The 13,841-nt window shown below is 58.4% G+C and carries 15 protein-coding genes and 1 pseudogene; 8 read left to right on the plus strand and 8 right to left on the minus strand.

Annotated elements, in window-relative coordinates; genetic code table 11:
- Positions 1-157: 157 nt before the first annotated feature.
- Positions 158-706 (minus strand): TetR/AcrR family transcriptional regulator, encoded by a 549-nt coding sequence (locus HKD40_RS10060; protein ID WP_349236803.1) that lies wholly within the window; start codon positions 704-706, stop codon positions 158-160.
- 136 nt (positions 707-842) lie between these two features.
- On the opposite strand from HKD40_RS10060, the gene HKD40_RS18190 reads away from it, so the two are divergent.
- From HKD40_RS18190 to uvrB, 4 genes and pseudogenes are all read left to right on the plus strand, one after another.
- Entirely contained in the window at positions 843-977 is a 135-nt protein-coding gene (locus tag HKD40_RS18190; RefSeq protein WP_349236804.1) for an SDR family NAD(P)-dependent oxidoreductase, read from the plus strand.
- Positions 978-979: 2 nt separating this feature from the next.
- The gene (locus HKD40_RS10065; RefSeq protein WP_349236805.1) at positions 980-1,555 is read left to right on the plus strand and encodes an SDR family oxidoreductase; all 576 of its coding nucleotides are present in this window, start codon (positions 980-982) and stop codon (positions 1,553-1,555) included.
- A gap of 52 nt (positions 1,556-1,607) precedes the next feature.
- Positions 1,608-2,267, plus strand: coding sequence for an NAD(P)-binding domain-containing protein (locus tag HKD40_RS10070; RefSeq protein ID WP_349236806.1), 660 nt, complete (start codon positions 1,608-1,610; stop codon positions 2,265-2,267).
- A 371-nt stretch (positions 2,268-2,638) separates the two neighbouring features.
- Positions 2,639-5,113, plus strand: a pseudogene (gene uvrB, locus HKD40_RS10075) (excinuclease ABC subunit UvrB); the annotation flags it as partial.
- 123 nt (positions 5,114-5,236) lie between these two features.
- On the opposite strand, the gene HKD40_RS10080 reads toward uvrB, so the two are convergent.
- Together HKD40_RS10080 and HKD40_RS10085 are read right to left on the minus strand one after the other, a co-directional pair.
- Positions 5,237-5,584: an endonuclease domain-containing protein gene (locus HKD40_RS10080; RefSeq protein ID WP_169195628.1), complete on the minus strand. Its 348-nt coding sequence runs from the start codon at positions 5,582-5,584 to the stop codon at positions 5,237-5,239.
- 174 nt (positions 5,585-5,758) lie between these two features.
- Positions 5,759-6,160 (minus strand): DUF559 domain-containing protein, encoded by a 402-nt coding sequence (locus tag HKD40_RS10085; RefSeq protein WP_169195629.1) that lies wholly within the window; start codon positions 6,158-6,160, stop codon positions 5,759-5,761.
- A gap of 168 nt (positions 6,161-6,328) precedes the next feature.
- Between HKD40_RS10085 and HKD40_RS10090 the strand changes: the two genes are divergently transcribed.
- Both HKD40_RS10090 and HKD40_RS10095 read left to right on the plus strand, forming a co-directional pair.
- Entirely contained in the window at positions 6,329-6,835 is a 507-nt protein-coding gene (locus HKD40_RS10090; protein WP_169195630.1) for a pyridoxamine 5'-phosphate oxidase family protein, read from the plus strand.
- 106 nt (positions 6,836-6,941) lie between these two features.
- Positions 6,942-7,310 (plus strand): hypothetical protein, encoded by a 369-nt coding sequence (locus tag HKD40_RS10095; protein WP_169195631.1) that lies wholly within the window; start codon positions 6,942-6,944, stop codon positions 7,308-7,310.
- 76 nt (positions 7,311-7,386) lie between these two features.
- On the opposite strand, the gene hemH is transcribed toward HKD40_RS10095, so the two are convergent.
- From hemH to HKD40_RS10110, 3 genes are all read right to left on the minus strand, one after another.
- Positions 7,387-8,409, minus strand: coding sequence for a ferrochelatase (hemH, locus tag HKD40_RS10100; RefSeq protein ID WP_169195632.1), 1,023 nt, complete (start codon positions 8,407-8,409; stop codon positions 7,387-7,389).
- 86 nt (positions 8,410-8,495) lie between these two features.
- Entirely contained in the window at positions 8,496-10,193 is a 1,698-nt protein-coding gene (locus HKD40_RS10105) for a DUF1007 family protein (protein WP_169195633.1), read from the minus strand.
- 9 nt (positions 10,194-10,202) lie between these two features.
- A complete protein-coding gene (locus tag HKD40_RS10110; protein ID WP_169195634.1) occupies positions 10,203-11,102 on the minus strand; it encodes a LysR family transcriptional regulator in 900 nt (299 codons plus the stop codon).
- Positions 11,103-11,249: 147 nt separating this feature from the next.
- Here HKD40_RS10110 and HKD40_RS10115 point away from each other — a divergent pair, with 147 nt between their 5' ends.
- Both HKD40_RS10115 and HKD40_RS10120 read left to right on the plus strand, forming a co-directional pair.
- Positions 11,250-11,672, plus strand: a complete 423-nt coding sequence (locus tag HKD40_RS10115) for a hypothetical protein (RefSeq protein WP_169195635.1) — start codon at positions 11,250-11,252, stop codon at positions 11,670-11,672.
- Positions 11,673-11,788: 116 nt separating this feature from the next.
- Positions 11,789-12,280, plus strand: a complete 492-nt coding sequence (locus HKD40_RS10120; RefSeq protein ID WP_169195636.1) for an SH3 domain-containing protein — start codon at positions 11,789-11,791, stop codon at positions 12,278-12,280.
- Positions 12,281-12,320: 40 nt separating this feature from the next.
- Here the strand turns inward: HKD40_RS10120 and HKD40_RS10125 are convergent, their stop codons facing one another.
- On the minus strand, positions 12,321-12,761 hold the full coding sequence (locus HKD40_RS10125) for a hypothetical protein (protein WP_169195637.1): 441 nt from the start codon (positions 12,759-12,761) through the stop codon (positions 12,321-12,323).
- 49 nt (positions 12,762-12,810) lie between these two features.
- Positions 12,811-13,698 carry a DMT family transporter gene (locus tag HKD40_RS10130; RefSeq protein ID WP_169195638.1) on the minus strand — a complete coding sequence of 296 codons (888 nt, stop codon included), beginning with the start codon at positions 13,696-13,698 and terminating at the stop codon, positions 12,811-12,813.
- Positions 13,699-13,841 lie beyond the last annotated feature (143 nt).

Below are 13,841 nucleotides of genomic sequence, written 5' to 3' on the forward strand. Positions count from 1 at the left end.
CAAGGCTTCGAGGTGATCGTTCAGGCTGAAAAGCGAATGCGGGTCCATGATGACGCTCCATGATCGGGCGACATCAATGAATCATGACTGCATCAAAGCCGCCAAGGGTTTTTGCGGACGTCCAGCTCATACTCGCGCATTGTCATAGTTTTGAGACCTATTGGCCGTTCGGCACCGGCTCCCCCAGAAGGCTTCGCACGGCCTGCGAAGCCATATCAGCCGTCGCCATCAGCCGCTCCAACCCATGCCCGTTGCGGGCACTGGCCGATAGACCCGCCAGCGTTGTGGTCATGAAGTCGGTTAGTTGCTCGGCTTTATCAGGGACTGCTTGCTGCAGGTGGTCGGCAATTGACTGGCGCGCAGCAGCTTGCATTTTCTGGGCCGCGTCTCGGGCAGAAACATCGCTGCAATGCATGCCTTCGAGCACCATACAGCCCGCCACACCATGCGTGTCGGCATAGTGTTGTGCAGCACTTTTCAGGATTGCGCCCAATCCGTCCTCAACCGTCTCCGCCTTCCCCAGCAACTCAGTGAATGGCACGCCTTGCGTTTGGGAATACCGGTGCAAGGCGTCCGTATATAGACCCAGCTTGCTCCCAAAAGCCGCGTAGAGGCTCGGCGGATTGATCTCCAAAACTTTCCCGAGTTCCGCCACGTTCACGGCGTCATAGCCGCGCTGATGAAACACAGCCTGCGCCTTTGCCACAGCCTCGTCCCGATCGAATTCGCGCGGCCGCCCTCGGCCTCGCTCTTTTTGTGTAGTGATCATTACAAAATGCCTTTGACAATGCCGTTTGATCTATTATGTAACGCTCATTACACAAACCAGCAAGGTATTGAATATGAGCATTTCAGGGTCCAAAAAAGTTCTCGTCCTCGGGGGCAGCCGCGGCATTGGTGCCGCCATTGTTCGCCGCTTCGCCAAAGAAGGCGCCGACGTTACATTCACCTACGCTAAGTCCCCGATGCCGCCCTAGCTTTGGCCGCAGAAACGGGCGCTAAGGCGATCCACGCAGACAGCGCTCACCGCCAAGCGGTCATCGAAACCACAGCCAAAATGGGTGCAATCGACGTTCTTGTCGTCAATTCCGCAATCGGCGTTTTCGGAGATGTCTTCGAGCTCGCTGCCGACGATATCGACAAGATGCTCCAGATCAACGTCAACACACCTTACCACGCCTCGGTCGAAGCCGCGCGCCGCATGCCAGCCGGCGGGCGCATTATCATCCTCGGATCGGTGAATGGCGATCGCATCCCAGTGCCGGGCATGGCCGCCTATGCGCTGAGCAAATCGGCAATGCAGGGCATGGCACGTGGTCTTGCCCGCGACTTCGGCCCGCGCGGTATCACCATTAACGTCGTCCAGCCGGGCCCCATCGATACCGATGCCAATCCGCACGACGGCCCGATGGCCGAGACCCTACACAGCTTCATGGCGATCAAGCGCCACGCCCACCCCGATGAAGTCGCACACATGGTCGCTTGGCTGGCCGGGCCAGAAACCGGATTCATCACCGGCGCGATGCACACAATTGACGGCGGTTTCGCCGCTTAAATCTCAACGGAGGGTTTTCGAGCCCTCCGTCCCCTTTCATCGGAACTCTATCGTGACCAAAGAAACTATTGGCATCATCGGCGCAGGCGAAGTCGGCACTCAGATTGCACGTGCCGCCCTTCAAGCCGGCTATTCCATCGTCATCGCCAATTCGCGGGGCCCTGAAACCCTGCGCAGCCTCGTCACGGCGCTTGGCCCCAACGCCCGCGCGTCCACCGCTCCTGGTGCCGCCGCCGCAGGCGATTTTGTCATCATCGCCGCGCCGCTCAAGCTGGACAACACGCTACCAGTCGCTGAGTTGGCGGGTAAAATCGTTCTCGACACCAACAATTACATGCTCTGGCGTGATGGCGATTACCCGCAGGTAACATCCGGCGCTATGACCATCCACGAGTTGCGCCAACAACAGTTGCCGCACTCCCGTGTCGCCTCCGCTTTCACGCATGTCCAAGCCCCGCGCCTCCTCAATCTCGCCAGCCCCGAAGGCACACCCAATCGCCACGCCTTGGCGGTCTCCAGTAACTTCCGTGATGCCGTTAGTCTCGTCACCCGCCTCTATAATGATTTGGGTTTTGATGCTGTCGACAACAGCCCACTATTCCAGTCTTGGCGTGTCGGCCCCGGCCAGCCCGCTTGGGAAGCCCACGCCCATCAAACGCGCACCGAACTGATAGCCAACATTGCCCGCGCCCAAAAACCCGCAAGGCGCTAACCGACTGGGGGTGGCCACTCGCCACCTCTCACGTCATCGACAAGACACCGCATGCACTTCCTGACACGCCCTGTCAGCAGCACGGTTCCCTCTCTGTTCGTTCGCAGCTACACTAACAAGTAATATTGAAGTTGCTGACGACATCTCCCATATCAGTGCCATCGCATCATCGGTGAAAAACTCAGAATCGCCGCCCGCTCCGGCAGCGCCTCTGCGCCACGTTCAGTTTAGGGTTCCCTATGGCTCCGAAATCTCCTCGCCCCGGTAAAGCTGAATTCTCCATCGATGAGTTTTTCGCCGAGATCGAAAAGGCCGAAGACATTGCCGCCAGCAAGCCGCTTTATGCCGAGCGCATGAAGAACAAGGTCCGCATGGACCGTGAGGCTTTGGCTGAGGCCGACAAAAAGGACGCTGCAGCTAAGGCCGCTGCCAAGGAAGCCGAAAAGGCCGAAAAAGCCGCCGCCAAAAAGCTCACTGCCCTCGAAAAGCGCCGCACCACCAAGGCCAGCCACGACACCGCTACCGGCATGTCGAAAAAGTCGTCTAAGACGAAGATCAACGCCGTTGATCGTGTCGATTTTTCGGGGCTTGGGGAAGCCGCACAGGCGGGCTTCAATCACATGCCGGCCAACATGCCGGCGAATGAGGAAGCGCAAGAAAATATCCGCGCTCAGCTCAACGCTTCGGTGAAGAAGAACAAGGCCAAAAACAACGAAGACGTCTCCAATGCGACCACCGTCGGTGTCACCGCCACGGTGAAGGCGCTGGAGCAGATCATTCTGCATGGCCGTAAGGAGGTCGAAGGTTCTGCCCCCTGGATGCCGCATCGGCCCGAGCGTCCGGCCAAACGCGGCGCCTCCCTGCCCTTCCGCCTCGACACCACTTATACGCCCTCCGGCGACCAGCCCACGGCGATTGCCGAACTGGTGGAAGGCATTGAGAACGGCGAAACCGATCAGGTTCTGCTCGGCGTTACCGGTTCCGGCAAAACCTTCACCGCTGCTCAGGTCATCGCCCGCACTCAGCGCCCCGCGCTGATCCTTGCGCCTAACAAGACCTTGGCCGCCCAGCTCTATTCCGAATTCAAAGGCTTCTTCCCGGACAACGCCGTCGAGTATTTCGTGTCCTACTACGACTACTACCAGCCGGAAGCGTACGTCCCGCGCACCGACACCTATATCGAAAAAGAGTCGACCATTAACGAGCAGATCGACCGCATGCGCCACTCGGCGACCCGCGCGATCCTCGAACGCGATGACGTGATCATCGTCGCCTCGGTCTCCTGCATCTACGGCATTGGCTCGGTGGAAGACTACACCGCCATGACCATCGACGTGCAAAAGGGCGAACAGATCGACCAGCGCCAGCTGCTAGCCAAGCTCGTCGCCCTGCAATATAAGCGCGGCGATACCGGCTTCGTCCGCGGCACGTTTCGTGTGCGCGGGGATACGGTCGAAATCTTCCCGGCCCACTATGAAGCTGCCGCCTGGCGCGTCTCCCTCTTCGGCAATGAAGTCGAGGCGATCACCGAGTTTGATCCGCTAACAGGCAAAAAATCTGCCGACCTGACCTTCATCCGCGTCTACGCCAATTCCCACCACGTCACCCCGCGCACGACGATGAACATGGCGATCAAGCAGATCAAAGCCGATCTCGCCGCGCGCCTGCAGGAACTCAACGGCGCAGGTCGCTTCCTCGAAGCGCAACGCCTCGAGCAGCGCTCGCTCTTCGATCTCGAAATGATGGAAGCCACTGGCTCCTGCGCCGGCATTGAAAACTATTCGCGCTACTTCTCCGGCCGCAAGCCGGGCGAGCCGCCACCGACCCTCTTCGAATACCTGCCCGATAATTCCCTTGTCTTTGTCGACGAAAGCCACGTCACCATCGGCCAGCTCGGCGCCATGTATCGTGGCGACTTGCGCCGCAAGGCGACCCTTGCCGAATACGGCTTCCGCCTGCCCTCCTGCATGGACAATCGCCCGCTCCGCTTCGAGGAGTGGAACGCCATGCGCCCACAATCGGTCTATGTTTCGGCCACGCCCGGCTCATGGGAAATGGACCAGACTGGTGGCGTTTTCGCCGAACAGGTCATACGCCCGACGGGCCTCATCGATCCCCCAGTGGAAATCCGTCCGGCGACCCATCAGGTCGACGATGTCATCGACGAAATCCGCAAAACCATCAAAACCGGCTACCGCACGCTCTGTACGGTTCTCACCAAGAAGATGGCGGAAGACCTCACCGAGTACATGCACGAGCAGGGCATTCGCGTCCGCTATATGCACTCGGACGTCGACACCATCGAACGTATTGAAATCATTCGCGATCTCCGCCTTGGCGCCTTTGACGTTCTGGTTGGCATCAACCTGCTCCGCGAAGGCCTCGACATTCCCGAATGCGGTCTCGTCGCCATTCTCGACGCCGATAAAGAAGGCTTCCTCCGCTCGGAAACCTCGCTGATCCAGACCATCGGCCGCGCCGCGCGTAACGTCGATGGCCGCGTGGTTCTCTACGCGGACAAGGTGACCGGTTCAATGGAAAGGGCCTTGGCTGAAACCAATCGCCGTCGCGAAAAGCAGGTCGCCTACAACCTCGCCAACGGCATCACGCCGCAATCGGTCAAGGCACGCATCAACGACATCACCGACAGCGTCGCCGACCGCGACCACGTCACGATCTCGATTGGCAAGACCAAGGACGGCAAGGAAAAGATCGTCACCGGCGACAATCTCGCGACGGTCATCAAAGACCTCGAAAAAGAAATGCGCGAAGCCGCCACCAATCTCGAATTCGAGAAGGCAGCAAGATTGCGCGACGAAGTCAAACGGCTCAAAGAGATGGAGCTGGACACGCTGGACGGCGAGATCAGCTGACGCCCTAACCCACCTTCGTCATTACCGGGCTCGTCCCGCGTTTGGGAGAGAACGCAGAGCACATTCGATGCAATCCCTCCCCCTAACAGGGGGAGGTTAGGTGGGGGTACCAAGCACCTTGCACAAGGCGTCGAATACACCTTCGGGGCTCTCGTACACGTCAACATTGGTGAAACGGAGAACTGTGAACCCTCGATGTGTGAGGCAGGCCGTTCGCGCGACGTCATGAGCTCTTTCCGCCTCGGTTGAATGGCTGTCGCCGTCTATCTCAACAACCAGTTTCATCCGCTTACAGCGGAAATCGACAACATATGGGCCGATAGGCGTCTGCCGCCGCCAGTGCATGCCCTGCTCACGCCATGGATAAAGCAGCGCCCAAAACTTGCGTTCAGCGTCGGTCTGGTTGCGCCTTAGGCTTTGTGCAAACTTGATCTGGTCACGCATGGGCTCCCCCACCCAACCTCCCCCGCAAGCGAGGGAAGGGCGCTCCTGCTTTCGTAACGGCGACCGCGACAACGACGATGCAACCCCTCACGATAACATGGGGGCTAATTCGCCCTCCCCACTGCCCGAGAATACGAACATATCACGCACCCAAAGTAAGTCAGACTACGTCGGTCACCCCTCCCGTAAAACCTCCGCCATTTGGCGCGTCAGTGCGGCGATATCCGTCGGCCAGGTGGTGCTAAAAATCGCATTCAGCTGTTCGGTCACCCAGTCAGGGCGATAGCGCAACTGATCATCGCTGAAGCGAACAACGCGATAGCCGCGCGCGGCGAGCCGGGCGTTGCGGGCACTGTCGTCGGCCTCGGCATTGGCGTCTCCATCGGAGGTGCCGACGATATCGAACACCACCCTGCCCCGCTTACACACCACGTCAGCCACAAACGCCCCGACCGTGCCCTGTCGGCGAAAGTGCCAACCACTCACACGCCAAGGGTACAGCAGCGCCCAGAAGCGCCGCTCGGCCATTGTCTGATAGCGCCTCACGCCCTGTGCAGGCTTGCCCCCATCACTCATGTCGCCCCCCTGCAACATTACCCCCCTACCCTCTGCCGTTTGCAAAGATCCGACAAGACAGATTTTTCCGGACAGGCAGCGTGGTTCGCCCTGCCTTCCCCGCGTGTGGGAGCGGCGTGCAACCGCAGGAGCGCCGAGCCGTTACACACTCCTAACGAGGAGACAGACATGGTCAAAGAACACCACGATAACGAGAAAACCCCTCAGGAAGTCGCTGATCGCATTTGGGAACTGGCGGGCAAGATCGACATCTGCATGTTCACCACTTGGGACGGGGAACGCCAGCGCTCGCGCCCGCTCTCTGCTCGCGTTAAACGCGAGGAAGATGCGATTTATTTCCTCGTCGATGTGAGCGGCGAGAAGAACCACCAGATCGAAAAATACCCGTTTGTGTCTCTGGCTTGGGCCGATAATGGCGGCCATCGCTATGCGGTGATGTCTGGCAAAGCCTCGGTGAGCAATGATCGCGCCAAAATCACCGATCTGTGGAGCGATTGGGATAAGGCTTGGTGGGAAGATGCCAATGATCCAAGCATTCGCTTGATCACCGTATCGCCCGAAGATGGGGAACTCTGGGATAGCCCCAATGCCGCTGTCGCGCTGGTCAAAATGGCTGCTGCTGCCGTCACCGGCAAAGCGCCAGACATGGGTGAAAACCAGAAGGTTGAACTCTAGCCACCTCAGATGCGTTGATTGACCAGCAAAGGGGAAAGCCAATCTTTTCCCCGCCACAATCTGCGCGCAGAGACAAGTTTCCTGCGCGCCAGACGGAGTTTGAGAGATGAAGCGGACTATTGTTGGTGTGGCAGCAGCCGTATTGGCGAGCGCCACTTTGATCGCCCCGACTTTCGCCCTGACCATCACCGCCCGCGTCTCGGGCGGCAATATCGCAGTCTACGACCAACCCCGCGAAGGCGCGCGGATCGTTGCGCGCCTGATGGATGGACAGGAAATCCCGGTCGACGAATGCACCCAGAACGATAGCGATAGCTATTGGGGCTCATTTGGCGATGCCGGGCACCGATTGCGCGGCAAGTTTGCGCGTCAGTATTGTCACATTCCTGAACTAGGCTGGGTCGACCGCAGCTGGATCGTCGGCAAGGGCCTCGTCAACGTGACACCCCCCGATTTCCACGGCGCCGGCTGGTAATTCCGCCCTCAAGTCTAGCCAACAAAAAACCCTCCCGGCCTAGGCTGAGAGGGTTTTGTTTTTTCTGGCGCTAGGCTTAGAGCCAGCCCATCAATTCGCGGCGAACCATCGCCTCGATCATGTCCATGCCTTCATCCGAAGCATTCAGACATGGGATATAGGCATAGTTCTCTCCGCCAGCTTCAAGGAAGGTTTCCTTGCCGCCGATAGCGATTTCCTCGAGGGTCTCGATACAGTCCGCCGAAAAGGCTGGCGCTAGGATCGCGACCTTCTTGATGCCCTTCTTGGGCAGCTCTTCAAGTGTCGTGTCAGTGTAAGGCTGCAGCCATTCCGTCGGCCCAAAACGGCTCTGGAACGTCACCATCAGCTTCTCTTTCGACCAGCCGAGGTATTCGCGGACCAGACGCGTCGTCTTGAGACACTGGCAGTGGTACGGGTCGCCGTTCTTGAGATATTCGACCGGCATGCCGTGATAGGACGTGATCACCAGATCCGGCTCAAAATCGAGCTTGGCGACGCCATCGCGGATCGAGTTACCAAGGGTCTCGATATATTTTGGATCTTCAAAATACGCCGGAGCGGTGCGCACAGCTGGCTGCCAGCGCATGGTCTTGAGCGCGTCGAAAGCCTTATCGTTTGCGGTCGCGGTAGTCGTTGCAGAATACTGAGGGTAGAGCGGCACCAGAAGGATCTTCTGGCAACCAGCGGCCTGCATCTTTTCGAGGACAGACTTGGTCGATGGATTGCCATAGCGCATGGCGTATTCAACCATAACGCCGTCGCCAGCCATACGCTCGGCCAGCGCTTCGCTCTGAGCACGCGTGATCACGCGCAGAGGGCTCTCATTGCGCTCCTTGTCCCAAACCATATCATACGCATGCCCGGCCTTTTGCGGGCGGAAGCTGAGGATGACCAGGTTGAGGATCGGCCACCACTTCCACTTCGGCGTTTCGATAACGCGCGGATCGGACAAAAATTCCTTCAGATAACGTCGAACGCTCCAATAATCGGTAGCGTCGGGCGTCCCGAGGTTCAGCAACAGAACCCCAATCTTCTGCTGGGGAACGGTCGGGTGATCTTTGGGCAAAACTTGGGACATGAGAGCCAGTTTAGAAGGGTTCCACTTTTGGACGGAACATAAGGGTTTAATTCAACCTCGCAAGGCGGCGATGGGTCGCGCTTCGATCAAATACTCGCAACCAACAACAATATACCAAATACGAGCACAAAAACGGCCCCCAACAGTTCAGCCCACCACAGCAACGCCACAGCCAACCGACTGTCAGCGCCGCCGATCTTGCCAGCGAAACTCTTGGCCGTCACGGCCAAAGCAGCCAGCGTGCTCACGGTGATTGCCGTACCTGCTGCCATCAAGAGCACAGAAAAGATACCGGCCGCCAGCAAGCCCTGCGATAAGGCGAAAACCATCACCACCAAAGCCCCAGAACAAGGGCGAAGTCCGACAGCCAAAACCACACTGAGTTTTTCTGTCCACGACGCGTTCAATTTCTGCGGGCCGACCGCGTGGTGCATGTGCTCTGAATGACCGTGGTCATGCTGATGATGGTGATCGTGTGAATGACTATGGTCATGATGACCGTGGTCATGCGCATGACCGTGATCATGTGCGTGCTCGTGGTGATGGGCATCTGAAGCGTCGTCCCAGCGGATTTTCGGCCTCGGCTCATGCGCGGCGCCGTGGTGATGGTGATGATGCCCCCAGCCAAACACTTTGCGCGCCACGAGCCACAGGCCGAGCAAGGCCACCAGCCCGTAGGAAACAACGCCAACCCAGTGCGCCGCATCCGACAAGGCCGTGCTCGTGAAATTCAGTATCCCTGCCAGCACCAAAACAAAGCCGATCGCGACCACCGCCTGCATCAGGGCCGAAATCGTACTCAGCAAAATCCCCTGCCGCAGCTGCTGTTCGTTCGCCAGCATGTACGATGAAATAACCACCTTGCCATGCCCTGGCCCCGCAGCGTGGAACACGCCGTAGAGGAAGCTCAGCCCCCCAAGAACCCAGAAAGCGGTCCAATCGGTGCGCATGCTGTCGAGCGCCGCAGTCATCGCGCCATAGAAATCGCGCTGAGTGTTCTGCAGCCAGCCGAAAAATCCTGTGCGCGGCAGATTGAGGCCAACCTCGGCAGGCGGTCCGGCAAACGGAACCGTCGCGCGCGGCTCGGCCATCTGCTCAGTCGCATCCAGCGCCGTTTCAGGCACTGGGATTGCGCCGCCACTGCACGACACAATGGTTACGCCTTGAGTGCCCCGCATCGCTGCAGCCAAGTCTGGCGGCAGCTCCAGCACTTCCGGTCCCAGCGCATAAATCCGCTCTTCAATGTCGCGCGACATTGCCTTGGGTGGCTCCACCCGCGCTGTGCAACTCGCTGGCGCATTCGAGAGTGTGACGTCCGCAAGCGAAGCCGTGGTGATGGCCACGTAATACTCAGGATCGTAGACGCCCAGCTCAAAATTGGGGCCCGGCACCTGCGGGCGAACGGCGGCCAACGTATAATCGAGCGTCACTCGATTATCCTCATAGCGCATGGCTTGGTCCCCCGCCGGAACCCACTCCATGCCCTCCCCTGCGACCGTGTAAAAACCGAACTCAGCGAGACCGATCATGTTCTCGTCGGCCAACTCTTGCAGCTCAGCGCTGGTGGTCAACCCATCACCATCGGTGTCGAGGCCCTGCACCATCCACACGGAAAATGCGCTGTCGAATGTCCAGCTATGCTTGAGGGTGGCAATGCGCCCAGCCGCATCAAAACCAATGTCGACTTTGGCATCGATGAAGATATGCGGATGCGCCTGTGCCCCATGCGTTAGGCCAAACAAACCGAGTGCTGCACCAAACAGCGGGGCACGCCAATGTTTCAATAGTTCGTCCTAGTGGATGGGGTGAACGGCGAACCAGTCCACCAGATGGTCGATCAAGGCGCGGACCTTGCCAGCAAGGTGTCGACGATGCGGATACACAGCCTGCAAAGTCTGCCCAGTGGGCAAAAACTCAGCCAACACCGGCACCAGCTCGCCAGTCGCACAACTTGGCTCTGCCAAATAAGAGGGCAATACGACAAAACCGAGACCGGCCTTGGCAGCGCTCATTGCCGCCAGAGGAGAATTCACACGAACCGGGCCATTAACCGGCACTGATATGGTTTTACCGTCTTCGGTAAAGCGCCAGTTCGATTGCCCCTGCAGGTTGACGTCCACAATACAGGGCAGATGGCGCAAATCTTCCGGATGCTTCGGCACGCCATGGGCGGCGATAAACTCGGGAGCAGCGCCCACCACCACATGCATATCGGCAATCTTACGGGCGATCAGCGAGCTATCGGCCAAAGTCGAAATGCGCAGGGCAACGTCGATACCTTCGTCGATAAGATCGACATAACGATCCTCAAGGCGCAGATCGAGCTGCACCTTTGGGTGTTGTAGCAGAAAATCAAAAATCGCGGGCGCGAGTGTAGTCTCCCCGAAATTGCGGGGCGCCGAGACGCGCAACAACCCACGGGGTTCGGTTGTTTGTTCGGCAATCGTTGCGTCCAGATCGTCCAATTGCAGCAAGAGGCTCGAGGCCTCGCGATAATAGGCCTCGCCCGCCTCGGTCAGACTCAACTTGCGCGTCGTCCGGTTCATCAAACGAACCCCGAGGTAGTCCTCAAGATCGGTGACATACTTCGATAGCAACGCTTTGGACCGCCCGTGCTGACGCGCTGCGGCAGAAAATCCACCCGCGTCGAACACTTGGACGAATGCACGTATGCGGGCAAGATCCTGCGTCATAGCAACCGTTCCATCCGTTTCCGGGTTAAAGCCCACGCATAGCTCATCCGCTGTGAGTGAACAATAAGACCCCTTGGTCGTCTGTAGATTAACGATAGAATGCAAGGTGCATCGACCAAAGAAGGAGTTCGGATTATTTTCCCCCTCATGTCCAAACCTTCTTCCCGTTCAACGCTGTATAAACTCATCGAGGCCGGTCAGCTCGCTCACAAGGCGCTGGTTGTCCCCCTCTATGAAAAAGGCCTCGAAGCGGGAGATGACGCCGTTCTGTTCGCTCTCGGCAAAAAAGGCTCCACTGAGATCAGTATTGCCAATGATTTTGGTATAACCACCGAGATGCTCCAGCCCCGCCTGCAGCGTCTGGTCGACCGCGATATTATCGCGCGCCAGGCTGTCGGGCCCCATTTAGAGCCTGGGATTGTGCTCACGGATCGCGGTCTTCGCCTCCGCAACAGTCTCGCGGATAATTGGGCTCAATTGGAAGAAGCGCTCATGGGTGAGCTCAAGCCAAAGCACCGCAAAAGGCTTGGCGACGCCCTCACCCGCTTTATCAATCTCCTGCGTCTCTAGCGGCCTTTTTGAACGCGAAAAACTTCCTAAACGCACCATTCAGCTTGGGTTCATCCGGAATGGTGTTTGTTGTGATCACAGGCTGCAAAGCCGCCGCAACACACAGGGAGTGTCAAATGACCTTCAAAAAGAAACTGCTCACAGCCGGTATGGCCGCACTGGCCATCTTCGCCACTGCCGGAGCTGCGTCGGCAGCCTCCGCAGTCGCCACCGCAAACGTCAACGTCCGCACCGGTCCCGGTACTGGCTATGGCGTGATCGGGACCCTCTTCCAGGGCGAACGCGTTAATGTCGATCAGTGCCGAGGCTCTTGGTGCTACATTGAACGTCGTGGCCGCGAAGGCTGGGTGTCCTCCAGCTATCTGAGCACCCGCTCAGGCTGGGACAATGGTTGGGATAACGGATGGGAACGCCCACGTCCTCCGCGCCCGCCACAGTGGAACCCGGCACCGCGCCCGCCACACTGGAATCCAGGCCCACCACCACGTCCGCCCCATTGGAACCCACGTCCACCGCGTCCAGAACCGATCTACCCGATCAATCCCGGTGGTCCGAACGCAAGCTTCTGCTTTAACGGCCCGAATGGTTACTTCTGCGCCGGAAGCTAAACTCAAATAACAAACGCCGCCCTCAGGGGCGGCGTTTTCGTTACATCACTTGCAATCGATCCACATCGATCCCGCGCTTTTCGAGCGGCGCCTTGGCCGTACGACTGAGGTAAACACTCGTGCCATAGCCGACGAGCGCGCCTACCGCACCACTTGCCAAAAAAGCAACCCAGCCTTCTTGGCTCCCGAGAGCCGCCGCAATTATCACGGTCACAAGACCAATGCCGGTCACAGCCAGATTGCGACGCTGCTCGGCAACTTTGAGGTTCGTTGCCCCGGCGTGCAGTAGGTCCCGCAACTCACTGTCGCTCATGGCCGCCAGCTCGGCGTTTTTCCGCTCACGACGAATGGTTTCGATATAGGCGTCCACACGCCGCAAGGTCAGCGCCTCACGCTTGGCATTGCGCTTATTGCGATTGAGATAGGTCCAGCCGCCGCCGACCACCAAAAGCACAATGGCGATTTCGATCAAAATCAGCATGTGGCTAGCCCTCCTAATTCAGAACACATGTAGAGCGTGAGCCCCAAGGTCAAGACCGCTTCATGCTCTCACGCGCCATCACCACCAGTCCGGCCCCCACAACTATGGCCGCGCCGACGAGGGTCAACGGATCAATGTGCTCGCCAAAAACGAAATATCCAATGCAGATCGCCCACGGGATCGCCAGATAATTGAACGGCTGAATGACACTCGCCGGAGCCAGCTTGAGCGCATAGGTCATCAGCCCGTGCCCGGCGATCGTCGTGCCCATGATCGTCACGATAATGGCCAGATGCCACCATCCCATCGGTTGCCAAAAAAACACCCCGACGGCACTCGATAGCACCAAGCCAACCACCGCTGTGTAAAGCATAGAGGTCGACGCACTATCGACGCGCGTCACCTTGCGGGTGATGACGATATACACCGCATAGAGCGCGGCACTGGCCAAGAGGAACATCGTACCCGTGCCGACCGGAACCATGCCCGGACGCACAATGATCAAAGTCCCAATCAACCCCGCGCCCACGGCGAAAAAGCGGAATGGACCAACTTTTTCACCCAAAACCGGGATCGCAATCAGCGTCACCAGCAGCGGGTATATGGACGCAATCGCCTGCGCTTCGGCAATCCCAACGGAAACCAACCCGAACGCAAAGCACCAGATATCGGCGATAAGAAACACGCCGCGCGCAATCTGCCATTTCGGCGTTTTCGATTGGAAAGCTTTGCGCAGCGGCGCCTGCCGCGACACCAGCCACAGCGCAAATAAGGCAAAGCCCCAATAGCGCATCATAGCCACTTGGAAGGGCGAATAGTCCTGCACCATCAGCTTGAAGAGCGCGTCTTGAACCCCAAAAACCAAAACGCAGAAGATCGTCAGGAAGATGCCACGCCCGATCTGATCGGTACGCGAAAAGTCTGCAGAAATGGTCATAGTCTGTACGCTCAAGAAAAAGCGTTCTGCCCCGGTCTACCGCAGAACGCTAAACATCATTATCTCAAGCAAGTGACGCAGACCACAGACGAAACCAACTGCCACACGTTGACACACCTTCTCACTATGCACCTGATGCGTTG

Source organism: Devosia sp. MC1541 (assembly GCF_012847305.1).
Classification (GTDB): domain Bacteria; phylum Pseudomonadota; class Alphaproteobacteria; order Rhizobiales; family Devosiaceae; genus Devosia.